This window comes from Aquimarina sp. KJ22-3 (genome assembly GCF_055808215.1).
In genome coordinates, this window is sequence record NZ_CM147859.1 from 1,995,798 (window position 1) to 2,021,354 (window position 25,557).

20 protein-coding genes are annotated in these 25,557 nt (G+C 36.7%); 10 read left to right on the plus strand and 10 right to left on the minus strand.

Annotated elements, in window-relative coordinates:
* Nucleotides 1-37 precede the first annotated feature (37 nt).
* The 5 genes from AC0L3Q_RS08930 to AC0L3Q_RS08950 all read left to right on the plus strand — a co-directional run bounded on the left by AC0L3Q_RS08930 (nucleotide 38) and on the right by AC0L3Q_RS08950 (nucleotide 3,122).
* On the plus strand, nucleotides 38-553 hold the full coding sequence (locus AC0L3Q_RS08930) for a hypothetical protein (RefSeq protein WP_473286254.1): 516 nt from the start codon (nucleotides 38-40) through the stop codon (nucleotides 551-553).
* A gap of 37 nt (nucleotides 554-590) precedes the next feature.
* On the plus strand, nucleotides 591-962 hold the full coding sequence (locus AC0L3Q_RS08935) for a VOC family protein (protein ID WP_473286255.1): 372 nt from the start codon (nucleotides 591-593) through the stop codon (nucleotides 960-962).
* A gap of 10 nt (nucleotides 963-972) precedes the next feature.
* Nucleotides 973-1,494, plus strand: a complete 522-nt coding sequence (locus AC0L3Q_RS08940; RefSeq protein ID WP_473286256.1) for a hypothetical protein — start codon at nucleotides 973-975, stop codon at nucleotides 1,492-1,494.
* A 29-nt stretch (nucleotides 1,495-1,523) separates the two neighbouring features.
* Nucleotides 1,524-2,315 carry a cupin domain-containing protein gene (locus tag AC0L3Q_RS08945; RefSeq protein ID WP_473286257.1) on the plus strand — a complete coding sequence of 264 codons (792 nt, stop codon included), beginning with the start codon at nucleotides 1,524-1,526 and terminating at the stop codon, nucleotides 2,313-2,315.
* Nucleotides 2,316-2,387: 72 nt separating this feature from the next.
* Nucleotides 2,388-3,122 carry an SGNH/GDSL hydrolase family protein gene (locus AC0L3Q_RS08950; protein WP_473286258.1) on the plus strand — a complete coding sequence of 245 codons (735 nt, stop codon included), beginning with the start codon at nucleotides 2,388-2,390 and terminating at the stop codon, nucleotides 3,120-3,122.
* 51 nt (nucleotides 3,123-3,173) lie between these two features.
* Here the strand turns inward: AC0L3Q_RS08950 and AC0L3Q_RS08955 are convergent, their stop codons facing one another.
* Both AC0L3Q_RS08955 and AC0L3Q_RS08960 read right to left on the minus strand, forming a co-directional pair.
* Nucleotides 3,174-4,100, minus strand: coding sequence for an alpha/beta hydrolase (locus tag AC0L3Q_RS08955; RefSeq protein WP_473286259.1), 927 nt, complete (start codon nucleotides 4,098-4,100; stop codon nucleotides 3,174-3,176).
* Between the two features lie 32 nt (nucleotides 4,101-4,132).
* Nucleotides 4,133-5,473 (minus strand): M28 family metallopeptidase, encoded by a 1,341-nt coding sequence (locus tag AC0L3Q_RS08960; RefSeq protein WP_473286260.1) that lies wholly within the window; start codon nucleotides 5,471-5,473, stop codon nucleotides 4,133-4,135.
* A gap of 278 nt (nucleotides 5,474-5,751) precedes the next feature.
* On the opposite strand from AC0L3Q_RS08960, the gene AC0L3Q_RS08965 reads away from it, so the two are divergent.
* Genes AC0L3Q_RS08965 through AC0L3Q_RS08980 form a run of 4 tightly spaced genes read left to right on the plus strand, consistent with a single transcriptional unit; the run spans nucleotide 5,752 to nucleotide 12,299 of the window.
* Nucleotides 5,752-6,507, plus strand: coding sequence for a hypothetical protein (locus AC0L3Q_RS08965; RefSeq protein WP_473286261.1), 756 nt, complete (start codon nucleotides 5,752-5,754; stop codon nucleotides 6,505-6,507).
* 12 nt (nucleotides 6,508-6,519) lie between these two features.
* On the plus strand, nucleotides 6,520-9,273 hold the full coding sequence (locus tag AC0L3Q_RS08970; RefSeq protein WP_473286262.1) for a TonB-dependent receptor: 2,754 nt from the start codon (nucleotides 6,520-6,522) through the stop codon (nucleotides 9,271-9,273).
* A 4-nt stretch (nucleotides 9,274-9,277) separates the two neighbouring features.
* Entirely contained in the window at nucleotides 9,278-10,486 is a 1,209-nt protein-coding gene (locus tag AC0L3Q_RS08975; RefSeq protein ID WP_473286263.1) for a DUF4249 domain-containing protein, read from the plus strand.
* A 10-nt stretch (nucleotides 10,487-10,496) separates the two neighbouring features.
* Nucleotides 10,497-12,299, plus strand: a complete 1,803-nt coding sequence (locus AC0L3Q_RS08980; protein WP_473286264.1) for a hypothetical protein — start codon at nucleotides 10,497-10,499, stop codon at nucleotides 12,297-12,299.
* A 26-nt stretch (nucleotides 12,300-12,325) separates the two neighbouring features.
* Here AC0L3Q_RS08980 and AC0L3Q_RS08985 read toward each other — a convergent pair whose 3' ends face one another.
* From AC0L3Q_RS08985 to AC0L3Q_RS09000, 4 genes are all read right to left on the minus strand, one after another.
* Entirely contained in the window at nucleotides 12,326-13,507 is a 1,182-nt protein-coding gene (locus tag AC0L3Q_RS08985; RefSeq protein ID WP_473286265.1) for a nuclear transport factor 2 family protein, read from the minus strand.
* 70 nt (nucleotides 13,508-13,577) lie between these two features.
* Complete coding sequence (locus AC0L3Q_RS08990; protein WP_473286266.1) at nucleotides 13,578-14,696, minus strand: MFS transporter; 1,119 nt, start codon at nucleotides 14,694-14,696, stop codon at nucleotides 13,578-13,580.
* A gap of 124 nt (nucleotides 14,697-14,820) precedes the next feature.
* Nucleotides 14,821-15,624: a sugar-binding protein gene (locus tag AC0L3Q_RS08995; RefSeq protein ID WP_473286267.1), complete on the minus strand. Its 804-nt coding sequence runs from the start codon at nucleotides 15,622-15,624 to the stop codon at nucleotides 14,821-14,823.
* Between the two features lie 117 nt (nucleotides 15,625-15,741).
* A complete protein-coding gene (locus AC0L3Q_RS09000) occupies nucleotides 15,742-18,036 on the minus strand; it encodes a starch-binding protein (protein ID WP_473286268.1) in 2,295 nt (764 codons plus the stop codon).
* Nucleotides 18,037-18,692: 656 nt separating this feature from the next.
* Here AC0L3Q_RS09000 and AC0L3Q_RS09005 point away from each other — a divergent pair.
* Nucleotides 18,693-19,487, plus strand: a complete 795-nt coding sequence (locus tag AC0L3Q_RS09005; protein WP_473286269.1) for a DUF8213 domain-containing protein — start codon at nucleotides 18,693-18,695, stop codon at nucleotides 19,485-19,487.
* Between the two features lie 112 nt (nucleotides 19,488-19,599).
* Here AC0L3Q_RS09005 and AC0L3Q_RS09010 read toward each other — a convergent pair whose 3' ends face one another.
* The 4 genes from AC0L3Q_RS09010 to AC0L3Q_RS09025 are packed head-to-tail and all read right to left on the minus strand — an operon-like array spanning nucleotide 19,600 to nucleotide 25,542.
* Nucleotides 19,600-21,417 carry an acyl-CoA dehydrogenase family protein gene (locus AC0L3Q_RS09010; RefSeq protein WP_473286270.1) on the minus strand — a complete coding sequence of 606 codons (1,818 nt, stop codon included), beginning with the start codon at nucleotides 21,415-21,417 and terminating at the stop codon, nucleotides 19,600-19,602.
* A 37-nt stretch (nucleotides 21,418-21,454) separates the two neighbouring features.
* The gene (locus AC0L3Q_RS09015) at nucleotides 21,455-22,642 is read right to left on the minus strand and encodes an acetyl-CoA C-acyltransferase (protein WP_073314588.1); all 1,188 of its coding nucleotides are present in this window, start codon (nucleotides 22,640-22,642) and stop codon (nucleotides 21,455-21,457) included.
* Nucleotides 22,643-22,663: 21 nt separating this feature from the next.
* Nucleotides 22,664-25,069, minus strand: coding sequence for a 3-hydroxyacyl-CoA dehydrogenase NAD-binding domain-containing protein (locus AC0L3Q_RS09020; protein ID WP_473286271.1), 2,406 nt, complete (start codon nucleotides 25,067-25,069; stop codon nucleotides 22,664-22,666).
* A gap of 17 nt (nucleotides 25,070-25,086) precedes the next feature.
* Nucleotides 25,087-25,542, minus strand: coding sequence for a MarR family winged helix-turn-helix transcriptional regulator (locus AC0L3Q_RS09025; RefSeq protein WP_073314584.1), 456 nt, complete (start codon nucleotides 25,540-25,542; stop codon nucleotides 25,087-25,089).
* Between the last annotated feature and the right edge of the window lie 15 nt (nucleotides 25,543-25,557).

The following is a 25,557-nucleotide window of genomic DNA, read 5'->3' on the forward strand; positions in this document are numbered from 1 at the left end:
TCTTATATTCGTAAGGAAACTTACAACCATATCAACCATGCAAAACAAATTGATACTCTTCATTATTGGATTTACATACCTATGTAGTTATAGCGAACAAAATGTAGAGCAGGAAAAACCTATAAAGATTGAAAATGCGTTTGATGAAGAAGGGACGAAATGGTTCAAGAATACAGGTAATGGTACCATAAAAGGTGTTGCAAAATTCACTTCGAAAAATGGTGAATTACGCTATGGAAAAGATTTCAGAATCGAATTAATGCCTAATTGTCGATATACCGAAGAAAGATTAATGCATATATATAACAATAAAGATTTTGGATATGTATATGTAGAAGATGGTGTTCCAAAATTTACACCAGATCCCAAAGCATATCACGACACCAAAAAAACAATGTGTAATCAAGAAGGAGAATTCGAGTTTAGCAATCTCCCGTCTGGAAACTACTATGTAATTGCCTTTATGCTATGGGATGATACGGGAGGAGGAATTATGAGGAATGTAATACTAAATGAAGATGAATCTAAGGCTATTGAGATGATTAATAAGTGATATTTGTTATAGGAATTAATTTAAAAAACATACAAACATGAAATTAGGAGCATTTTCTATTAGCCTTAGTGTAAAAGACATAAAGGCGTCCAAAGAATTTTATGAAACTTTTGGATTTACGGTTTTTGCAGGTGATCCGGCAAACAATTATCTGATTATGAAAAACGAGGATTCTTTGATAGGTTTATTTCAAGGAATGTTTGAGAATAATATTCTCACTTTCAATCCGGGATGGAATACAAATGCAGAACAATTGGATACGTTTGATGATATAAGAACGATTCAGGAAGAATTAAAATCAAAAGGGATTGAGTTGCAAAAGGAAGTAGATACCACCACTTCGGGTCCGGGTAGTATAACGGTTTTTGATCCAGATGGCAATGCTATTCTTATTGATCAACATGTTTAATAACAGTAACATGAAAAAAATAATGCTCTCTTGCCTTTTGGTGGTTGTTATTGCTTGTTCACAAACAAAATCGAATCATAAGGATAAGGAATCTACAGCAATTGATACGCTCAAGAATGAAGAGGAGATAGATCATAGTAAAAATGATGTAACTGAAGAAAACAAGAATGCTTCAAAACCTGGCAAAATAGATCATTATATCTGCTATACAGAAGATGAACAATCTGATTTGGTCATTTGGATTAGTTTTGATGATCAGAGTAAAGCCAGGCAGGTAAAATACAAAGGAATGAAAACTGCGATTGACCTTACTTTTGTGAAGGAATCGGATAATTTAAACCCAGGAGGGCCATATCCGGTGTATGCAAGGTATTATAATGAAATTTACGAAGGAAAGATAAACGGAGTATATAAGCTAACACATTCGGGTATCTGGGATTATGTGGAGTATACCAGAGGTAAAGATGCGAAGGTTTTCAATTTTACCATTGATCACAACGCTGATCCTTACGGAAGTTCGCCTTGTTTTTGAAATCAAACTATTCATAACCTAACAATGACATGAAACGAAACCAAATTATACAAGGAATAGGAGTATTAAGTTTCTTAGTCTTTATTAGTTCTGGATTTGCCCAAGAGAAGGAAGCTATAGTTCCTTTTAAAATAGAGGATCGGTTATTGTCTGGTATGGATATTCCAAAGCTGAAGTTAAAAGCGCATCCAGATCGTGAGTATTTCCAAAAAAGAATTTACCAGGGTAGTGAGTTGAGTGTTTTTATCCTTTCCAGTGAAACAGCAGTTAATGACATACCTAATTTCCCGATTGATGAATTTGTATATTTTTTGAATGGACGTGCCGATATCGAACCCAAAGACGATAAAGAGTTTTCTTTTTTTGCTGGAGATTACATTTTTGTGCCCAAAGGATTTTCGGGGAAATGGACAAATAATGGTGGGAATACCTACCACTTAGAGCTTTCGGTAATATCAAATACCCGTTCGGATAGTACAGCAATATCAAAATCAAAAATTCCTTTTGTATTGAATAAAGATCGTATTTCCGGAATTCAGCTCACCCCTTTAGGGTCGAAAAAATATAGGGATGTCTTGTACCATGGGGTAGAGTTAGAAGTAACTACAGAAGCTGAAATCTCTGGTGAAATGGAAATCGTGGATCAACCAAAAGAAGAATTTATTCATGTACTCGCAGGAGTACTTACGATTACTCCGAAATCAGGAAATTCTCAAACTTTTTATCGAGGAGACTTTTTTGTTCTCCCCAAAGGGTTTACGGGACATTGGAAAAGCGAAGGACACGATCTTTGCAGAACATTACGGGTAAAACAAATTTGAAAGAAATAGCAACAAGTAAGTAGGGTATTTTTTGATTGAGCTGTTCTTACAGCAAATCATAAAAGTAAAACAATGAAAAACCAATTTTTCTACCCAATTTTAGTGTTTTTGTTCATTTTTTTATCCTGTAGCGAGGATGATAATGCAGCTCCCACCACGTCCAATCCAAGTACTTCTATTAATAAAATTATGCCGTTAGGTGCTTCCAGGGTTGCTGGAGCTAGACCAGAATACGAAAGTTATCGATACGATTTATGGAAATTACTGGTAGATGGAGCATATGATTTCGATTTTATAGGAACCGCAAAAGATGGGGCCTCTTATCCTGATTTTAAAGGTTTATCTTTTGATATAGATCACGAGGGGAGAGGAGGTATCAATTCTACAGAAATTCTTGCCGGACTTAATGGATGGATAAATGAAGCCGGAATCCCAGATATTGTGCTGTTTAGCTCACCTGGGGGTAATGACGGAATTGATAATTATACCCAAACTTTGGCCAATATTAACGCAATTATTGACGCCATTCAGGCTGCCAATCAAAATGTAACCATTCTTATAGAATTACCCGCTCCACCTTTAACGAGCGAGCAAACTCAAGAGTTCCTGACTTTTTATAACCAAGCCCTACAAGATATTTCACGCATTGCAACGCAGCAAACCACCGCCACTTCAAAAGTAATGACGGTTGATATGCAGGATGGTTTTAATGATTCCTTTCTGGCTGACGATGTGCATTATAATGCCGCGGGAGCCGCTTTTATAGCCAACAAGTACTTTACGGTTTTAAAAGATATATTGAAATAGAGAATTAACAAAAACACTGAAATTTCAATACAAAATAATGTTTGTGATTACTTAGTTCAATAAGAACTCCAGAGGGATGTGAATTCTGGATTTCCAACTCTTTTCGTTGTGGCCTGCACCTTCGAATTTTTTGGTGATCCAGTTTTTTTCTTGTGTGTACCCCTTATCAACCATGATCTTGTCTACTTTGATTTGAAAAGGTTCGTATTGGGCATCTAATCCTTCAGTTCCAAAATCAAAATAAATCTTATGGGTTTCTGGATCTGGTAGAGAAGCAGCTAATGTACCGATAAAAGCATCTCCCAAAACAGGCACTGGCCAGTGGGTAGAGACACATCCTGCCGCGCCAAATACTTTTGGATATTTACAGATCGCATACAATGAAATCAGCCCACCCATAGATGATCCCATAACTGAAGTATCTTCAACTAGCGTAGATACATTATAGGATTTATCAATAAATGGTTTTAATTCTTCTACCAAAAATTGAAGATAATCGTCAGAATACAGTTGATCAAAACCGGTATTGTCTTTTAATCCTTTTTTGGCTTCAGGAGTGGCTGTAGCTTCAGCGGGTGCTTTTGGCATGTATTCTACAAACCGCTTCGGGCCATTGTTCCAGGCTGCTACAACAATGGTTTTTTTGATTTTACCATTTTCCAACAGGCTATCCAGAGTTTCATCTACTCCCCAATCAATCCCAGTATAGGAGGTCTCAGGATTAAAAACATTTTGTCCATCGTGCATGTACAGTACCCGGTACTTTTCGGTGCTATTTTCATCATATCCCTTTGGTAAATAGACTTCAACATTACGAGCATCTACGAATTTGGATTCAAAGTTTTTGTGGATCACAACTTTGCTTTCTTTCAACGCATTGGTTGGTTCTGAAACAGCTACTGCTTGCGTCGAGGGAGTTTTAGTCTGGTTGCATCCTATTAGGACAATGGTAACTAAAAAGGTGGTTAATCTTCTCATTATTTAAGTTTTTAGTGGTGTTATGAATTGTTTCAGTTTCTAAAGATTTTGGTAGGAAATACAACTGGACTTTCGAATCCGTCTTTACTCACCGCGCTAACTCCAAAAAAGAAGTTGTCGATGACAATTCCATCTAATACAAAATTATCTACGTTTCCTACAAATCTGCTGTAATCCCAGGTAGGAGAAGTAGTATCTCGCCAATATATCTTATATCCTTTTATGTTGGGGTCATTACTCTTTTTCCATCGAAACTTTGCAGAAGGTTCTACGATACCTCCGATTCCTACCTCTGTTGGAGCAGGAGGTGCCCAGGCCATACTTGCTAGGTTGATTGCATTTACGGCAGTTAGTTTGGCTGCATATTCAAAATTAACATGCTCTACAACATCTCCATATTTGATTCCATTTTCTTCTCTAATATCCTGATGTTGTTGTGTGTAATTTTCGTGAGCTTCCATGATTCGAATACCAGCAAAACCAGCATCATTAAAAGGTCTGTGATGTCCTCCTCTTCCAAAACGATCTAATCGATATACCATCATAGGATTCATTTCAGGCATATAGGTCTTTACTGTTTTATGTATGTATCTGGCAAGCTGTCGGGAGATACCATCTACCTCACCACCATAGAAACGTCTTGCTCTTCGTTGTTCTTTGGTTTCAGAGGGAGGTACGGGTTCAGAAAATATTCTAAATGTACGGTTATCAATTACTCCGTCAACTCCTTTTATATTTCCGATCATATCATTGTTCATCACACCAATGATTTCCCATTTTTTCTCAGTAGCAAATCGCGCCAGGCCTTGTCCCCCGAACAGACCTTGTTCTTCTCCTGACAACCCTACATAGATGATACTGCTCTCGAATTTGTATTTAGAAAGTACCCTGGCCGCTTCTATTGCTCCTGCCATACCAGTAGCATTGTCGTTAGCTCCAGGGGCGTCATCGGTAAAGTTATTGGGATCGGTAATTCTTGAATCGATATCACCACTCATTACGATAAAACGGTTGGGATACTTAGTTCCTCTTTGGATCGCAACTACATTATACACCCATAAGTCCTTTACAATACGTTGGTTGGCTCCTTTTTTTACTAAGTCCTTTTGAAAGAATACCTCTAAACAGTTATTGCAATCTTTAGAAATACGTTCGAACTCTCCTTTGATCCATCTTCTTGCCGCTCCAATACCTCGGGTATTAGAAACAGTATCGCTTAAAGTATGGCGAGTACCAAATCCAGCAAGTTTTTTGACATCAGTTTCAATTCTTTCTGTGGATACAGCATTGATAATATCGTATATTTTTTGGTCGGTTTGAGCGACAAGAGTGGTAGTAAATAAAAGTAAGGCGGTGGTAAAAACTATTTTCATTTTCAATTTTTTGATCGCCTAATTTAAGTAAAAGCACTTGTGTAAGAAGCTTCATTAACAAATTTATAAGAGATCTGAAGATTTGGAATAAGATATGCGATTTTCTAAGGCTTATGTTGCATATTTTACAAACTTATTAACACGAAAACGTTGTAGCTGAATTAGTAAGTGATACAATTCAATATTTCGATCTATCTTTCTATAGTGTTGGTGTTTTTGGGGGACAAAAATACTGGATTACCGACATAAATTCTTTGCATAATTATCTTTTGGGGAACATGAATTTTATAATCACAAAAAAGAGCGCTTTTGTATTGCTATTGGTATCATATGCTTTTTATGGTCAAAAAAATAGTGATAGTGCCCAATACTATAATTGGTTCGATGGTATGATTGGTAAAACACATACCGGACTTTTTAATGGAAGACAATATGTAGATACCGATGTAAATAAAATTTTTGAAGATAGGCATGCTTTTTTTCTGTCTGATAAAGTACAGCTGGCAACGATTACCTATAATAATCAAACCTATTATGAGGTACCATTGAAATACAATTTAGAAAATGATCATGTATTGGTAGCTCTAAAATCAGGTACCTCTTCTTCGATAATTCAATTGATTGATGAGAAAATAGAGTATTTCTCAATTAAAGATTTCAATTTTAAGCGATTGGATACGATGTCTACTGATGGAATTGAAATAAGGGGATTTTATCAAATCATAGTAAACGATGAGGTCTTTACGTTGTACAAGAAAAACAAAAGGAATAGAAAAGAGCGTATAGAAGATTTAGGGAAAACAAAGATTTATTATGAATTTGTAGATGATCACTCCTATGTCTTGTTCTATGAAGATTCTTATTGGGATGTTACCTCTAAAAGCGATATTCTAGATGTTTTTCCCGAAGAGAAAGGCATCATCAAAAAATACTATACCGATCAAAGACAAGAACGAAAGTCGAATCCGGATCTCTTTATGAAAAACTTATTTGAATATATAGGGGATAACTTATCAACCAGTAACGATATATAGTATGAAAAATAATTGGATCATACTCTTTTTTTGTGTGCTCAGATAGGTTGGTCTCAGGGAGAAGACAAGAGGATTACCGTTACTTTTGAAAATGTGGATTTACAATCGGCCATATTGCAGTTAGAAGGACTTTGTGATTGTACTTTTTTTTATCAGGAACCTTGGGTAGATCAATATCAGGATGTAAGCGGTAGTTTTCAGAATGCTACGATGAAAGAAATATTAGAAAACCTTTTGGATACTACTTCTCTAAATTACTTTCTTCTGGAAGATAGGGTCATTTTAACCAACAATAATCGCATTTATGGATACTTGCCTAAAGGCTTTTTTGGAGCCCAGGAAATAGGGGATAGTACCGTTGCTAATACATCCAAAAGGATCAATTCTCTAATTTTTGAGAAGTCATATCGACAATCAAATCAACAAATCATTCCTACCGTCAAAATCGGAAAATCTTCAGAAATAACGAATCAGGAATCCTTTACCATATCTGGATATGCCACTAATACCAAAACACAAAAACCATTGGTAAATGCTTTGATCATTCTTGGAGGTAGAAATACTGGAGTTAGAACAGATAATAATGGGTATTACGCTATAGAACTTAGAAGAGGAACTTATCTTTTTGAAGTGAATGCCTTAGGAATGGAGAATTTCAAAAGGCGTTTGATTATATACAATAACGGAACCCTGAATATCAAACTAGAAGAAAAAATTGAACAGCTCGAAGCTGTAATTCTTCAGTCTGATGTAAATAATGCGGTAACCGATGTAGTAACCAAAACTGAAATTGATATCAAAGAATCCAAAAATATACCGCTGGCGCTAGGAGAACGAGATGTTTTAAAAGTTGCCGCTACGTTACCAGGAATAACAACAGCAGGAGAAGGTACGATAGGTTACAACGTACGAGGAGGTAAATCTGATCAAAACTTGATCTTGTTGGATGAGGCAGTGGTTTATAATCCTCAACATTTTTTCGGGATTTTTTCGGCCTTAAATCCATTTGTACTGGGAGAAGCAAATATTTATAAAAGTAGTATTCCAGCATCTTATGGAGGAAGATTATCATCGGTTTTTGATCTACAGACCAAAGATGCTTCTACAGATAAATTCGGTTTAGAAGGAGCAATTGGACCTGTAACCGCAAATATTGCTCTCGAAACACCTATTGTAAAAGAGAAATCTGGATTATTAGTAGGAGGTAGAGCGGCATATGCGAATTGGATTTTGGATGCTTTGGATGAAGAATCCCTGCAAGATAGTGAGGCTTCATTTTATGACGGAATTGCCAAGTACAATCATCAGATTTCAAAAAACGCTAAACTAGAAGCGATGGCCTATTGGAGTAGAGATGATTTTAGTATTACTTCTGACTCCTTGTATGTGTATGGGAATAAAGCTTTTTCTCTACGTTGGGATCAGAAATTTAATGATAAAAATAGTGGAGAAATAGCGCTTTCAAACAGTGAATATAGCTTTGATATTGAGTTTGACGGAGATGCAGATGATGATTTCGAATTGGGATATCGAATCAATGAAACCGCTTTAAAATTACATTTTAAGCACTTATATAGTGATCGATTGAAATTTGATTATGGCGTCGCGAGTAAACTATATTCTGTAAATCCTGGAAGCATTACACCCAAAGGCACAGAATCAATTGTAGAGCCATTAACTATCGAAAAGGAAAGAGCTTTGGAATCGGCTATTTTTGTTGCCGCAGAAGTAGATCTTTTTGAAAAGTTTACGTTGGATGCCGGGCTAAGATACTCCATCTATAATGCCCTGGGAGCTGGAACTCAAAATGTATTTCAAGAGGGAGTCCCTAGAGAAGAAAGCAGTATTACAGAGACGCTTACTTTTGATGAAAATGAAGTGATAGAAACCTATTCAGCTCCAGAAGTAAGAGTGTCAGGAAGGTATTTGTTTACTGAAGACTTTTCGTTAAAAGCATCTTATAATTCGACCTACCAGTATATCCATACTTTATCCAATAATACAACAGTTTCCCCTATAGATACCTGGAAACTCTCTGATTTAAATATCGAACCGCAAAGTTCGCGACATTATGCCCTTGGCCTGTATAAAAACTTTGATGATAACACCTACGAAATGAGTCTAGAGGGGTTTTACAAAACCTCCAAAAATATACTTGATTTTAAGACAGGTGCAGAAATCCTACTGAATGAAAATATAGAAACCGAAGTGTTACAGGGAAAAGGAAAAGCTTATGGAGTTGAGTTCCTGGTCAAAAAACAAAAAGGAAAGCTTTATGGATGGCTGGGATATACGTATTCAAGATCCTTTATACAATTAGATAGTCCCTTTGGTGAGGAGCGGGTCAATAATGGAGATTTTTTCCCGTCAAACTTTGACAGACCGCACGATTTTAGTTTGGTGACCAACTATCGATTTACGAAACGATTTAGCTTGGCTACCAATTTTGTCTATCAAACCGGTAGACCAGTGACTTTCCCCATTGGTACTTTTAGTTTTGATGATGCAGAATTTACGGTGTTCAGTGATCGTAACAAGTTTAGAATTCCAGATTTTTTCCGATTAGATATTGGGTTGAATATAGAAGGGAATCATAAAAAGAACAAGCTAGCGCATGGGTTTTGGACCATTTCGGTATACAATGTGTTAGGACGTAACAATCCACTTTCTGTCTTTTTTGTGACCGAAGAAGGAGAAGTAAAGGCATTACAAAGCTCGGTCTTTTCGGTACCTGTTCCCTCTATTACATATAATTTCAAATTTTAAGGTGATGAAGATACTAAATAATCATAATCATACGTATCATAAAGCAATCTTATATCTATTGAGTTGCTGTTTGTTGCTATTCAGTTGTGTTGAAGAATTTGATGTTGAGACCGAAGATTTTGAGAGTATTTTGGTGGTTAATGCCACAATTACAAATGAGTTAAAACGTCAAGAAGTACTCCTTACCAGAACTTTTAGATTTGAAGAGAATGGACCAGCAGCCGAACAAGGCGCTATTGTAAAAATTATTGAAGATGAAACTACCACGATTCCTTTTGATGAAATTTTTCCAGGCAGGTATGAGTCCATTATTCCTTTTACCGTTGTTCCCAACAAGAACTATCAACTTTCTATAGAAACTGTAGAAGGTCGGGTTTATCTGTCTAAAATAGTGCAATTGCCTCCTGTTACTTCTAATATAGAACGGGTGTTTCCAATGCGAATGACAAATAACGATGGAGTAGAAGGTGTTGGGCTTTTTGTGGATAGTTTTGATGAAACCGGAAACTCTAAGTTTTACCGATATCAGTTTGAAGAGACTTATAAAATTGTAGCTCGTTTTTGGGTGCCAGTGGATTTGACACCTTCGTTAGAGTTTGTAGAACGATCAGAAAATCAGCAAACATGTTTTAATAATCGAGTTTCAGAAGAGATTTTGATTACAGATACCAATACATTAAATGAAGATCGTGTGAGCGGATTTTTCCTGCGTTTTATTCAGGCAGAAGATATACGGGTGTCAGAGCGATACAGCATTTTAGTACGACAATTCGTGCAATCGCAGGAAGCTAATGGGTTTTATCAAACACTTTCCAATTTCTCTCAATCCGAAAGTTTGTTTTCGCAAGTACAACCTGGTTTTATTAGTGGTAACATTACCTCCCAGACCAACCCCAACGAAAGAGTTCTTGGTTTTTTTAATGTGGCTTCGGTAAAGGAAGAACGTATATTTTTTGATAGAGAAGAATTCTTAAATGATTTGCCTAGATTTTCTCCTGGATGTGATAGAATAATACCGAGACCCAATACAGGCGAAACTCCAGAGTCTTTTGACAGAAGATTAAGAGAATTGATTCGATCCGGCAGTATCAAATTCTTAGAAGAAATTAGAGGTGATGAACCAGGAAGTGGTGTTTTGGTTTTTGTACCCAGACCCTGTGGGGATTGTACTGTTTTTGGAAGTAGTGCAGTGCCTGATTTTTGGGTAGATTAAATAGTGATTTATGCAAAAAAAAGTAAAATATAGAACTGTACTAAAAACAAACCTTGTACTTAGCGTTTTTCTGTTTAACAGTTTGATAGGCTATGGTCAAAGATTATCTGAGCTAAGAACTAATCAAGAAGTACTAGAGTATAGTCAAATCCCACAAGAACGAATTTTTGTGCATTACAATAGTACCTTGTTGTTTTGTGGAGAATATTTGTACTATAGTTTGTACTGTATTAACAACCAAAACAGACAACTAAGTGATATCAGTAAAATAGCCTATATAAAGTTGATCAATCAAAACAAGGAAACGGTGCTTCAACAAAAAGTAATATTGCATTCTGGATTGGCACAAGGAGACTTCTTTATACCAGTTGATCTTCCTTCGGGTAACTACAAACTTTTGGCATATACCCAGTGGATGCTCAATGCCGAGGAAGTTCCATTTTTTCAAGGGGATGTGAGTATTCTTAATCCGTATCAAGGAAATCAGGAAAAAGTACTTGCGAATAATTCAGAGCTACTTTCTTTACCGAATGATCAAAAAGAAAGCATTGTAATTTCCCAGGAAAACAGAAAAGACCTGGTAACTATTTTTCTGGATAAGCAAAAGTATTCCAAAAGAACAAAAGTGAACCTTGCCATAGGAAATACATCGGATACATCAGTTTCGTATTCGTTGTCTGTGAGAAAAGTTAATGCAATTCATGCTGCTACTCCTATAAAAACAATTGATTTTAATGAATTCGATCCAAACAAACTTCGAAGCAAAGGAAAAAATGTGGGAGCTTCTGTTTTTTTACCTGAAATGAGGGGTGAATTGATCTATGGTAAAATAGTATCAAAGGATTCTTTGTGCAAGGTGTCAAATGTACCCGTTGCTCTCTCAACTGTGGACGGAGAAAATCATATCAGTATAGTGTCTACTGATCTAAAAGGTAATTTTGTTTTTAATATACAACACAATCAACAAGGAGCAGGAGCATCTTTTGTTCAGGTTTTGGATACACAAAAGGATAAGTACAGTATTATTCTGGATGAGGTGCCTTCTCCAAATCCACAATCTTTTAACATGCATAAGCTAGCGATTACTGCTGCCATGCGTAAAGAAATTTTACATAGAAGTATTTATAATCAAATTGATAATAGCTTTTATAATATAAAACCAGATACCATTAATGAAGTTAAAAAGGAAAAACCATTTTATGGGCAACTTTATGAGAATTATGAGTTAAATGATTACACCCGATTTGCCACAGTAAAAGAAACATTGGTAGAGATTGTAGACAAAGTTTGGACCAGGAAAAGTAGTACCAAAGAAGAAGTCTTTGCTATACAGGGAAACTATTCGATAAAAAAGGATGATAATTTTTTGCCTTTAGTACTGGTAGACGGGATTTTGGTACAAGAACAAGAAGAGGTATTAAATTATGATGCCAGAAAAGTAAAAAGTATAGGTTTTTTACCAGATCGCTATTATTTAGGCGCAGAGGTATATGATGGATTAGTAAGTATCAAAACCTTGGAAGGAAATTATTTTGATGAACTCAATAAGAGTTACATCAAACAAATTACTACCCATAGGCCAGCTAGAGAAAAACAATACTATAAGCAAGATTATACGACTACAACGTATGATCGTATCCCAGATTATCGATATCAATTATATTGGGAACCCAGACTACAGATACAACCTGATAGTAAAAACGAGCTTCATTTTTTTACTTCGGATGTGGTGGGCACCTATGAAATTGCTTTGGAAGGTTTTACTCACGATGGAGTACCCATTTCTGTGAGAAAGCTATTTACCGTAGAATAGTATTCCTGGTTTATTGCATGGAGTATTTATCTAACAAAAGTAACTTTTGATATTTTACCGTTACTAACTTCGTAAATCGCTACAGCACTAAATTGAGAGCCGTTAAGCGTTACCAACTCCTCATCGATCACTTTATTGCCAAAAACAATACGATTCTTGATTTCGCAATGCAAATCAGGAGTGTTTTTAAAGAAGCCTGCATACGAAGTTCTCATCTGATCACGACCCTCATATTGCAATTGTTCAGGGAAATTATACACTTTTACATTCTTGCTGTATGTTGCCAAAAATGCTTCAATATCTCTGTTGTTGTAAGCATCAAGTTGTTTTTGAACAATATGTTCTGGAGAAGCATCCGATACGAGAGCCAGCATTGTTGAGGTCGAATTTGTAGTAATTCGAGTAATATTTCCTAATTCTTTATCAGTAAAAGAGTGAAACATATTCCAAAATTGGTCTTCTTTGGGTTTGAATTTAAAAATGGAGTTGCCTTTTCCCATAAGAATAGTACCATCCGCCAACCAACACATGTCTTCTACATTTGGGAAAGTATTTGTAATTTTTTTCGTAACTCCTGTAAGCGGATCAAGGCTTTTGATTTCCCAATTTTCATTCTCTTTGCTGATATAACTTATCAAATTAGAATTAGGAATTTTATGTAATGACCTCCCTATTTTTTTCTGAATAGTTTTGTTGGTGTTGTCTTTTAGGTTAGACACAACAAGAGATAAACCACCATCTTCTAAAACTGATGAAACCACAATATTTTCATCATACCAGGTATGATATCCTATTTTCAAATCTTCAAAAAGGGCTTTGGATTTTCCTGTTTTATAATCGTAGGCATATAAAAGTTGTTTCCCGTCCTTATCCAGTCTAATTGATGAAATTTTGTTCGCATCAGGAATTTTGGTAGGAGAATATTCACTACCATCTGGAGTGGAGTTTACCCAATGGATAGTATTCGTTTTTATGGTGTATGCAGCAATATCTGTCTGACCATTTCTGGTGCCCGCAAAAAGAAGGGTGTTATCGTCAAAAAAAGAAGGTTGATTGTCATATCCTTCGTTGTTGGATATATTTCGTTGATTATTGAGTGTAATGACATTATTTTCTTTATTGAGGTCAAATAGAAAAACTTCAGTATTGGTTTGAGACAATACAGTGATAGCGATAAGCTGAATTGCGAGAAAGACGATACGTTTCATAAAAAATATTTGCTTTCTAAAATACATGGAAAAAAAGGCTTTTTCCTAAGGAATTGTTAATAATGAATACCTATTTGCGCATGGCGTATAATCCAAACAAAGGTCCAAATCCCAGGAATAAATAGATCAATCGATCGTCAAAAACTTCAACCAATGCTGATAATAGCTGAATACTAATAATAGTCACGGCAAAACCAATAGAGTTGGTGATCGTTAAGGCAGTACCTCTCAATTCTGGAGGAGAGGTCGCTGCAACCATAGTAGAAAATTGTGGTGAATCTGATATGACTACCATTCCCCAAATGCATAAGGCTGAGATGAATAGTTGAGGAGATAGCTTAAATAACAAGGGAGAGAGCACACAAAATATTCCTGAAACGAGTAAAGAATTGTAGGCCACTTTTCTGCTTCCCGTTCGCAGGGAGATTAATCCTCCCAACACGCAAGAAACAGCTCCTATTCCTATAATAATAAAAGACCAGAAGGAAATCGGTAATTCGATAGCATTGTATCTTGCATATGTTTTTAAAATTACCGGCACGAATCCCCAAAAAGCATAAAGCTCCCACATATGTCCAAAATAACCAAAAGCTGCTTTCCTAAAATTTTGGATACTAAAAAGTTGCGTAACTATACCAAGTTGCAATTTGCTCACAGGTCTTCGATATGGGCCATCGGGTACAAGTCCCCAAATGCTAATGCCTCCAATACTAGCCAAAATAGACGTACTTATAATTACCGCTTTATAATCACTACTCCAAGAGAATTCGTTGATAAAATGAGGGAAAGAAGTTCCCAGAACCAAGGCACCAACCAAATATCCCAAGGCTCTACCTAATCCTCCTTTGTAATAATCTGAAGCGATCTTCATACCGATAGGATAGATCCCTGCAAGAAAAAAACCGGTTCCAAAGCGTGCGGTGAGCAGGTTGAAAATACTAATGTTGGGAATTAACAATGACAAATTACATATTGCCCCCAAAAAGGCACAAATCATAAATATTCTAGAAGGAGAATAGCGATCGGCCAGGGTTAACAAAGCAAAGGTGAGGGTCCCAACGATAAATCCAAACTGAACAAAAGATAATAAGTACCCTAGTAAATTAAATTCTACACTAAATTGTGTAGCTAAGTCATCGATAACCGCATTTCCTGCAAACCAAAGAGAGGTGCAAAAAAATTGTGACAAAATAATTACAGGAAGTATATAAAACTTTGGTTTCAGAGGACTAGATATTTATGACTAAATATATGTATTTAAAATCGGTTTCTAGATTTTTTAATTCATAAATATCTTTTAAAACTAGCCTGTCCTATTCTTGAAGCACTATGGTTCCAAAGATATCAGCATTGATCCAACCTTGGTTTTTATCTTCCCCTGGAACAAAAACAGACCCCATAAAATTTTCGCGTTCTTTACTGGTATCATTGTCATTATAGGCAATGGCGAAACCTATTTTCTGATCTTTTTGCAGGATCTTGGCATCATTGGTTTTTCCTTCTTCATAAGTGTCGTTATAAACGATTACTTCAAACTCCCAAACAGAAACATCATTTGTAGTTGTTCTCTTAGAGGTTACATGATTATTGTACAGAATGGGTTCTTTTTTTGCATCAAGGTCAACAACGTTTCCATCCAATGCCACATGATAAGCAAAAGCATTGTTGTTAAACTGGTGTTCTCCTCCAGAGTTGTCTGCATCGATAAAAATTTCGACACAGTCGTCGTCCCACCATTGTGTAAGGGGGTCTTTGTATTGATCAATTAATACATCGTCTTTTACCTCTACAAGGATATATAAGGCTTCTGGAGTCCAAGCAATTTTATATCTGCCAAAAAAATCATCTACCGTAGGATATTCACCAATCCAGGCCTGGTCCATAGGTAACCATTTTAAATCGTTCCATATAGGATCATTCATTTTTCCATCAATTTCGGGTACGATGACTGCTTTTTGGACTTCAATGATTTGGTGATCCTTTTTTTCTGGTTTTGCCAATGTCTGTGCTACTGCTGCTACCGATGAGACAGAGCTATCTGAGTCCTGTTTTTGAGTTTTGGCACAGGAATAAAGAAAGATAAAAGTAAATGCTGGTAAAATAAGTAATCGGTTCATATATCTATTGCTAATAAAAGTTTATTCTAAAAATTAATAAGCGATTGTATCTTATATAAGACACAATCGCTTATTAGTATAACAAAAAAAATGTTAAAATTGAATAAACTTAGCGGATTATTGTTTTACGACCCGTATTGGTTCCGAAAGTCTTTCTCCATTTAATTTTACGGTATAGAACTGCATTCCTTCTCCTATTTGAGAGTTTTCTAAAGGAATATTTTGGCTTCCTGCCAATGTTTTTTGACTGTAAATAGTTTTTGTCTGACCTAGAATATTGGATACTGTGATTTCCAGAATCCCATCAGTGATCGTATTTACTGAAATGGTAGCATTACTTCTTACAGGATTTGGCCAGATGGTTACTGCATTTTTGGCTAATACTCCATTGTCATCATCAATAGCAACGGTTAGGTTAGCTGCTCTATTTGGACATCCGGTTGTACAATTTGCAGTCCAGGTTCCTGTTCTTTTTCCATTGCTGCTACCTGTTACTCTAAACCATCCGTTGGTACCTCTTGTTAAATCTACAGTTTGTTGCCCATTTCCATTATTGAAAACAACTCCAATATCATTAGTAGAAACACCATTCGGGATTGTAAATGTACTTTCACTCCATGATGTACCACTCAGATTATCCATAGATCGGCCTGGCCATCCAGGTGTGCCGGATAGTGTTTGATTGGTGGCTTTGTTGTACAGATAGATATTGGCAGTATTGCCCCATCCGCCGCCAGGTCTTAAGAAATTAAGGGTTACCTGATTAGAAGGAGTTGATCCACCACTACAACCACTTGGGCACGTATCTGTCCAAGTATTGTTGGTATACCATCCTGTTGTACTTCTAGTGAGATCGTCGGTTTGATTGCCGCTACCATCATTAAAAATTACTCGAATATTCGCCGCAGACGTACCAGCTTGTGGTGATAAGGTATATGCATACCATTGTGTCCCAGAGATGTTACTCATAGATTGTCCTGGCCATCCTGCAGTCCCTGGTAACGTTGCATTTGTAGAAGCATCAAAGAAATATACATTAACGTTATTGCTCCATCCGCTTGGTTTTTGGAAATTAACGGTAAATGGATCTACCGTTGTGGTTCCACCTCCAGTATTACTTCCTCCTTGTGTCCAAACAGCGTAGTCGTTACCTGAAGTTCTTAAGGTCCATCCACTACCATTAGGAGACCAGTTACCGCTACCTAATTTCATTGCAATAGTACCATTTCTACCATCGATGTAAGCGGCGTAGAGGTCATTTTTTGCTTCAGCAATACTGATATTGGATCCTGAAAATACTCTTACATCTTTTCTGATCGCAATTAAATCTTTGATCGCATCACGAACTCCTGTTCCAGCATTGAAGAAATGTGTCCAAAATACCATTGGATTACCCGGGTGCGTAAGAATGTAAGCATATCCTTTTCTTAAGTTGGTTTCTCCACCTGGAAATACAAAATTAGATCCACAACATTGCTGTGCTTCTCCTGTGTCATGATTGTCTAAGAATGTAACTGATTTGGTTGGGTTAATCCCAATCATCCCCGAAGGGTTTCCTGAAAAATCCCGTAAGTAGGATAGGTTATTATCTCTAATCGCATTTTGTAGACTTACCTTGGTGTTAAAATCAAATGCAGACGAAGAACCTTGTGTCCAGTTTACAAAATTATTGGTTTGTACTCGGCTGCTTTCTAACAATTCACCAACAGCAAAATATGGATTCGTCGCATCGTTATATTCTTTGTTGTAAATAGGATTGTACCCATGTACAAAATCATATCTCCATCCATCAAAACCAAGATCGTTTCTCAAGAAATTCATCCATCTGATGATTTCTTGTCGTACCTCTGGGTTTTCGTGGTCCAAATCTCTTGCCGCTGCAAATCCACCATTAGATCCGTCAGCTTTCAGAGCATTACCAGGAAAGAAGTCGTTGTTGATACTGAAATTAACTGGGAAGTTTACGAAATTTCTTCCTTCATCATCTGCAGTGATATAAAACGTGGGCCATGCAGGATTTGTAAATGTAACCGCATCATTGGTACCAACTCTGTGATTGATAACGATATCACTAATCACACGCATATCTAAAGCGTGATATTGATTGATTAAGTTACGTAGTTGCGCTTCAGTACCATATGCACTATCAAAGTTATACAATTCTCTAGGTAAGTATCCTTGTGGAGCAGCAGAATTACTTGGTGGCGGCATCCAAATCAAATCGATGCCTGCATCTTTAATAGCGTTTCGATTTTGAGTTACAACGTTATACCAAGTCTGTCCGGCAGGTTGGTTTTGTACATTCCAGTCAAAAGCCTGAAACATAACATCTTCATCTTGGGCCTGAACCCCTATGAAGGGGATCCATAAAAGTAAGGTTACTAAAAGTGAGGTAAAAAATTTTCGTTTCATTTCTCAATTTTTTGAGTTAAGTTAAGTGTGATAAGTGTTTTAAAATTTTAATAAAACAAGCCAATAAGAATACAGTATGGCTATGTTGAATACATTAAATCTTAAGGAGTGGTTGTATTTGGATGTCAACTTGATTGAAATTTGAAAAACCTTGTAAATCAATGACTAACCGATTATGTTTTTCTGGTGTAATTATCTGTATTGTGGTTTACTCGTTAGGTTAGGAAGATCAAAACAGATAACTAAACAATCTAGAAGTACTTTAAATATCCTGAAGATGAGTTTTCAGAATTTGAAAAACTATAGCATTAATCAAAAAAAATGAGGCTTCTTTGATGTATGATAAGTAGCTCAAATAAATTTCCAATTTTCGTAGTTGGAGAAATTAATTTCATAATTAATAAATTTTTGTTTGTAAAAGTGTCTCTTGTGTTAAATTTTCACTAAGTTATTACGAAATATTCAATTTCTTTGAGTCCTAACCGTACTACAACGTTTTCGTGTTGATAAATTGTTGATTTATTGAGTAATATCTTACAAAGTTATTACCCTTTTAACCTTTCGTCCATTATTTTAATGTTTTGGTAATATTTAGGTTTTCATTGTGTTTTTTTCACTTTCTATCTTTAGAACACTAACTTAAATTTTATTATACAATGAAAAATCGATTTAGATTATTAGGTATTGCCTTGATTTGTTTGCTGTTAACAGTTTCTTGCGAGCAATCTGAAGAAAATCAAACTGCACAATCTGTAGGATTAGAAATTCAGGAAACAGATATACTCAGTGGGCAAAAACGAATTAATGGTCACGAAATTCACTTTAAGGTGATCGCTAAGAGTGATGTGCTTTATATCGCTACGATTAATATAGACCAATATTCTCTTACTGCCGCTATTGATTATGCTACAGAAAATATAGATCTGGATGGAAGCAAAGCAGTTTTAAGTAAAAGTCAAAAAGAAGCATTTTTGGATTTGGGTCAAGAGTTATCCGAGTATTTGTTTAAAGATGGTTCTGTAGATAATTTTACGCTGGCAGAGTTTACATTATTGAGATTACTAGAATATTGGGCCAAATCACCTAACCATTATGCTCATGATAAGTTGAGCATAAGAAGTAATAGGCTTAATGGAATAAAAGGGGCTAATGAAGGAATTACCTGTATTCGCAAAAATACTTATGTTACCGCGGTTTATGACGATGCCGGAGGAAGAGAATTCAGAGAGCGAAAATTAGTAAACGGTGATCGTTGTTTGGGGCGTTGCGGTTCTGGATGTCCTGGAATTTTTACTTTGGCTAGTGCATGGACAAAGGACTGTCTGGATCATGATCAGTGCGGTAGAGTATTAGGAGGAAGTACCAATCCATTTGATAGTAATTGTGGCGATGAGTATGGACAAGCTGCAGATGATTACCTTTTTGGAGTAATACGAGGATGTAGAGGTTAAATAATACGCATAAAAAAACCGCCTTTTACCCAATACTAAAAAGGCGGTTTCTTAAATCAAAATTAAACAACTCCCTAGTTTAACGCCCTAGGGGGGCAATATGTATTATTAATTATCCAAGGTAGTATCCGTTTTCTTCAGATATTTTGTTGGCAATTTTAGTTCTTAATTCAACAACGTTAGGTTGGTTTGCGTATTTAGTAAAACGCTTAAGACCCATTAACATCATTCTTTGCTCATCTCCTTCAGCAAAAGAAACGATAGCTTCTTTTCCTTTCTTGATGATGATGTCTACTGCATTGTACAAGTATAATTGACTCATTGCAATTTGAGTATCCTGAGATTCTTCACCAAAACGTTTAGCGTTTTTCTCGGTACGTAGTATTCCAGATTCTGCCATGTAGATCTCGATCAAGATATCAGCAGCAGCCATTAATAACTGTTGGTGCTCTTCTAATTTTGGTCCGAATTTCTGAACAGCAGATCCAGCCACCATTAAGAATACTTTCTTCAACTTGGCAATAATTTCTTTTTCTTCAGAAAACAATACTGAGTAATCCGGAGTATCGAATGAAGGAATTCCTGTAAGCTCATCAGCAACTTTCATAGCTGGCCCTAACAGATCAACATGACCTTTCATTGCCTTTTTTACTAGCATACCCACTGCCAACATTCTGTTGATCTCGTTGGTACCTTCATAGATACGAGAAATACGAGCATCTCTCCAAGCAGATTCCATTGGAGTATCAGCAGAGAATCCCATACCTCCAAAGATTTGGATACCTTCATCTGTACAACTTTGTACATCTTCAGAAACTGCTACTTTAAGAATAGAACACTCGATAGCATATTCCTCTACACCTTTAAGTTCGGCTTCCTGGTGAGTATTACCTTCGGCTTGACGAATAGCGATTCTATCCTCGATATTTTTTGCAGCTCTATAACTTGCAGACTCATCAGCATAGGTGTTGGTAGCCATTTCAGCAAGCTTCGATTTTATAGCTCCAAAATTAACGATAGGCGTTTTAAACTGGATACGCTCGTTAGCATACTTTGTAGCCTCATTGATTACTCTACGTTGCGCGTCCAAACAAGCAGCTGCTAATTTGATACGACCAACATTTAAAGCATTCATTGCAATTTTGAAACCGTTACCTCTTTCAGATAACATGTTTTCTACTGGTACTTTGGTATCGCTAAAGAATACCTGACGAGTAGAAGAGGAGTGGATTCCTAATTTTTTCTCTTCATCTCCTAAAGAAATTCCATTAGGATTTGCTGGATCATATTCTACAATAAAACCTGTAATGTTTTTGTCGTCTTCAATACGAGCAAAAACAATCATTAGGTTACAAAATCCTGCATTTGAGATCCACATTTTTTGACCAGAGATCGAATAGTATTTTCCATCTTCAGAAAGAACAGCTTTGGTTTTTCCTGAGTTAGCATCAGATCCTGCTCCAGGCTCAGTCAAACAATATGCACCCATCCACTCACCAGTGGCTAATTTAGAAACGTATTTTTTCTTTTGTTCTTCATTTCCGTATAATGAGATTGGCATAGTACCGATACCAGTGTGTGCTCCAAACGCTGTACTGAATGACCCAGTTGCTCCAGAAATATAATCACATACAAGCATTGTAGAAACAAATCCCATTCCTAGTCCATCATAATCTTCAGGAACAGCAACACCTAAAAGACCAAGCTCACCAGCTTTTTTCATACACTGTTCGGTGTAATCGTAGTCTTTAGACTCAAATCTTTCCCAATGCGCCCATAATTCGCGATCTACAAATTCTCTCGCGCTATCACGCATCATTTTTTGCTCTTCAGAAAAATCTTCTGGAGTAAATACATCTTCACATTTTGTTTCCTTTACCAGGAATTGTCCACCTCGTAAAATATCTTTATTTATAGTTTCTGTACTCATCTTCTTCGTATTATATTTCTTCTTTTACTCTTTTATTTTAATTCAAAAACTCAAAAATACCAGCGGCTCCTTGTCCTGTTCCTACACACATAGTAACCATACCGTATTTTCCTTTCATTTCACGTTTACGCATCTCATCAAATAGCTGTACCGATAGCTTTGCTCCTGTACAACCTAGTGGGTGTCCTAGTGCAATAGCACCTCCGTTTACATTGATGATGTCTGGATTTAATCCAAGTTCACGGATTACAGCAAGCGATTGAGAAGCAAAAGCTTCGTTAAGTTCGATCAACTCTACATCATCTTGCTTTAAACCAGCTTGTTTCAACGCCTTTGGAATTGCTTTTACTGGTCCGATACCCATAATTCTTGGTTCAACTCCAGCAGCTGCGTAGTTTACCATGCGTGCGATAGGCTCCAAATTAAGTTCTTTTACCATCTCTTCGCTCATTACCAATACAAAAGCAGCACCATCACTCATTTGAGAAGAGTTACCCGCAGTAACGCTACCACCTGCAGCAAATACTGGTCTCAGTTTACCTAGAACTTCTTTGCTAGTACCAGCACGAGGTCCTTCGTCCTTGTTTACCGTATATGATTTTGTAGCTTTCTTACCACTAGCATCGATATAAGTCTGTTCTACGTTGATAGGCACGATTTGATCCTGAAAACGATTTTCAGCTTGTGCTTTCAATGCTTTCATATGAGAATTGTAAGCAAACTCATCCTGATCTTCACGAGATACTTTAAACTGATCTGCTACGGCTTCTGCAGTATTCCCCATTCCCCAGTAATAACTTGCGTTATCTTTTGCCAGGTCATAGTTCAAATCTGTTTTGAAACCAGTCATTGGTACTGCACTCATGCTCTCTGCACCACCAGCAATGATACAATCTGCCATTCCTGCTTGAATTTTTGCAGTAGCGATTCCGATAGTTTCAAGTCCAGAAGAACAGAAACGGTTTACGGTAACACCTGGTACATCGATAGAATCTAATCCCATTAATGAAATCAAACGGGCCATGTTTAATCCTTGTGCACCTTCTGGCATTGCATTTCCTACGATCACATCATCGATACGAGACTTATCCAATTGAGGAAGCTCTTTCATCATGTGCTCGATAGTTTCTGCAGCTAATTCATCAGTTCTTTTAAATCTGAACAATCCGCGGGGCGCTTTTCCCACGGCTGTTCTATAAGCTTTTACTATATATGCTGTTTTCATCTTTTTTCTTTTTCTAAGGTTCTAGTTTCTAAGAGGTTTTCCTTTCTTAAGCATGTGTTCGATACGCTCAAGAGTTTTACGTTCTGTACAAAGAGACAAGAAAGCTTCTCTTTCAAGATCAAGTAAATACTGTTCTGTAACCAGGGTAGGTTCAGAAAGATCTCCTCCAGCCATTACATAACCTAGTTTGTTGGCTATTTTGTGATCGTGTTCAGAGATAAATCTACTTGCTTCCATAGAATCTGTTCCTACCAAGAACATACCCAGTGCTTGTTTTCCAAGTACTTTTATGTCTTTACGGCGAGGCGGTTGTGTATATCCTTGCTCTGCCATTAATTTTGCATGTGCTTTTGCGGTAGCGATCTGGCGGTCTTTGTTAACTACAACAATATCTTTACCTTTTTGTAGTAGGTTAGTATCAAAGGCTTCGTAAGCAGAAGTAGACACTTTTGCCATACCAATGGTTAAGAAATGCTCTTGTAGAATATTTAACTCTACATCATTTTTCTTGAATAAATCAGCAGCTCTCAATGCCATTTCTTTAGATCCACCACCACCTGGGATCACACCAACACCAAATTCTACTAATCCCATATAAGTTTCTGCAGCTGCAACAACTTTGTCTGCATGAAGTGAGATCTCACATCCACCACCAAGCGACATTCCGTGAGGAGCCACAACTGTTGGGATAGAAGAGTAGCGCATGCGCATCATGGTATCCTGGAAGTATTTGATTGCCATGTTCAATTCGTCATACTCTTGCTCTACGGCCATCATAAAGATCATACCGATGTTTGCACCCACAGAGAAATTTGCTCCCTGGTTACCAACAACCAATCCCTGGAAATCTTTTTCAGCAAGATCAATAGCTTTATTAAGACCAGCAAGAACATCACCACCAATAGTGTTCATCTTACTTTGGAATTCTACATTTAAGATTCCATCTCCAAGATCTTCAACAACAACACCACTGTTTTTGAATACCTGAGAAGATTCTCTAATATTATCTAAAATGATAAAGGCATCTTGTCCGGGGACTTTAGTTTGTTGTTTTGTTGGAATTTCGTAGAAATATGTAGCACCTTCTTTTACCGTGTAGAAAGAAGAACTTCCAGAAGATAACATTTCGTTTACCCAAGCTGCCGGCTCATATCCTTCAGCTTTCATCATTTCTATTCCTTTTTCAACACCTACAGCATCCCAGATTTGGAATGGTCCATGTTCCCAACCAAAACCAGCTTTCATCGCATCGTCAATCTTGTATAAATCGTCAGTGATTTCTGGGATTCGGTTTGAAACATATGCAAATAAAGCGGCAAGGTTTTTACGATAGAATTCTCCTGCTTTATCTTTTCCAGATACTAGTACTTTAAAACGATCGATTACTTTATCGATAGTCTTCGTCATTTCTAATGTAGCAAAAGAAGCTCTTTTCTTTTCTCTATACTCCAAAGTATCTAGATCTAAAGAAAGAATATCTTTTTTACCTTCTGGAGAAACGTGTTTTTTATAGAATCCTTGTTTTGTTTTGCTCCCTAACCATTTGTTTTCCATCATCGTATTGATGAAATCAGGAAGTTTAAACAATTCATGACGTTCGTCATCTGGACAGTTTTCGGCGATACCATTAGCTACATGAACCAAAGTATCCAGACCAACAACATCTACCGTTCTGAAGGTAGCTGATTTTGGACGACCGATTACCGGACCAGTAAGTTTGTCCACTTCTTCTATAGTTAATCCCATTTCTTTTACCATATGGAATAAACTCATGATGCTGAAGATACCAATTCTGTTACCGATAAATGCTGGTGTATCTTTGGCTACAACAGAAGTTTTACCTAAGAATTGCTCTCCGTATCCGTTTAAGAAATCCAATACTTCTGTAGAAGTTTGTGGACCAGGGATAATCTCAAATAACTTTAAGTAACGAGCAGGGTTAAAGAAGTGTGTTCCACAGAAATGTTTCTGGAAATCTTCGCTTCTACCTTCACTCATAAATTTGATAGGAATACCAGAAGTATTTGAAGTAATTAAAGTTCCTGGTGTTCTGTATTTTTCTAAGTTTTCGAAAACTTGTTTTTTGATATCAAGTCTCTCAACAACAACCTCGATAATCCAATCTACATCTGCAACTTTTGCAATATCATCTTCCAAATTACCTGTGGTAATTCGGTTTGCAAATTTTTGATGGTAAATAGGAGAGGGCTTTGATTTAAGCGCAGCGGTAAGCGAATCATTTACTAATCGATTTCTTACTACTTTGTCTTCTAAAGTAAGGCCTTTTGCCTTTTCTTTATCGTTTAGTTCTCTAGGAACGATATCTAATAATAGAACTTCTGCACCAATATTAGCAAAATGACATGCAATTCCCGATCCCATAATTCCTGAGCCGACGACTGCAACTTTTTTAATGATTCTTTTCATTGTTGAACTTCTGGTTGTTAAGGTTTTATAGATTCCTGTTTTTTATAAATTTTCTTTGACGATATTAAATCGTTGATGATCTGAAATACTTCCAGAAAAACATCAAGCTTTTCTTTTGGAATATGTTTTTTTACCGCGTTGTCAAAAGTGAAAACCACTTCTTTAGAGAAATTTCTCATCTCTACTCCAAAAGGGGTTAAATAGATCAAAACACCTCGGCCATCCTGAGGGTTCTTTTTTCTATAGATTAATCCTTTTTCTTCCATGGTTTTCAAAGTACGTGACAGGCTTGTAGCTTCCATGCCCATTTTGGGTCCTAAAGAGGTTGATGGAGTGCCGCTTTCTGGATCAATACTTAGGAGTGCAAATCCAGTAGCCATAGTACTGCCTTTTTTACTTGCTTCTTCGTTATACATCTTGGCAACCGCCATCCATGTAGCCCGAAGGGCATAGTCGATCGTTTTTTCCCTCATTCGTTTATTATTGTG

Coding starts and splice junctions, on each gene's coding strand:
- AC0L3Q_RS08930 (WP_473286254.1), top strand. CDS start 38: ATGCAAAACAAATTGATACTCTTCATTATTGGATTTACATACCTATGT.
- AC0L3Q_RS08935 (WP_473286255.1), top strand. CDS start 591: ATGAAATTAGGAGCATTTTCTATTAGCCTTAGTGTAAAAGACATAAAG.
- AC0L3Q_RS08940 (WP_473286256.1), top strand. CDS start 973: ATGAAAAAAATAATGCTCTCTTGCCTTTTGGTGGTTGTTATTGCTTGT.
- AC0L3Q_RS08945 (WP_473286257.1), top strand. CDS start 1,524: ATGAAACGAAACCAAATTATACAAGGAATAGGAGTATTAAGTTTCTTA.
- AC0L3Q_RS08950 (WP_473286258.1), top strand. CDS start 2,388: ATGAAAAACCAATTTTTCTACCCAATTTTAGTGTTTTTGTTCATTTTT.
- AC0L3Q_RS08955 (WP_473286259.1), bottom strand. CDS start 4,100: ATGAGAAGATTAACCACCTTTTTAGTTACCATTGTCCTAATAGGATGC.
- AC0L3Q_RS08960 (WP_473286260.1), bottom strand. CDS start 5,473: ATGAAAATAGTTTTTACCACCGCCTTACTTTTATTTACTACCACTCTT.
- AC0L3Q_RS08965 (WP_473286261.1), top strand. CDS start 5,752: ATGAATTTTATAATCACAAAAAAGAGCGCTTTTGTATTGCTATTGGTA.
- AC0L3Q_RS08975 (WP_473286263.1), top strand. CDS start 9,278: ATGAAGATACTAAATAATCATAATCATACGTATCATAAAGCAATCTTA.
- AC0L3Q_RS08980 (WP_473286264.1), top strand. CDS start 10,497: ATGCAAAAAAAAGTAAAATATAGAACTGTACTAAAAACAAACCTTGTA.
- AC0L3Q_RS08985 (WP_473286265.1), bottom strand. CDS start 13,507: ATGAAACGTATCGTCTTTCTCGCAATTCAGCTTATCGCTATCACTGTA.
- AC0L3Q_RS08995 (WP_473286267.1), bottom strand. CDS start 15,624: ATGAACCGATTACTTATTTTACCAGCATTTACTTTTATCTTTCTTTAT.
- AC0L3Q_RS09000 (WP_473286268.1), bottom strand. CDS start 18,036: ATGAAACGAAAATTTTTTACCTCACTTTTAGTAACCTTACTTTTATGG.
- AC0L3Q_RS09005 (WP_473286269.1), top strand. CDS start 18,693: ATGAAAAATCGATTTAGATTATTAGGTATTGCCTTGATTTGTTTGCTG.
- AC0L3Q_RS09010 (WP_473286270.1), bottom strand. CDS start 21,417: ATGAGTACAGAAACTATAAATAAAGATATTTTACGAGGTGGACAATTC.
- AC0L3Q_RS09015 (WP_073314588.1), bottom strand. CDS start 22,642: ATGAAAACAGCATATATAGTAAAAGCTTATAGAACAGCCGTGGGAAAA.
- AC0L3Q_RS09020 (WP_473286271.1), bottom strand. CDS start 25,069: ATGAAAAGAATCATTAAAAAAGTTGCAGTCGTCGGCTCAGGAATTATG.
- AC0L3Q_RS09025 (WP_073314584.1), bottom strand. CDS start 25,542: ATGAGGGAAAAAACGATCGACTATGCCCTTCGGGCTACATGGATGGCG.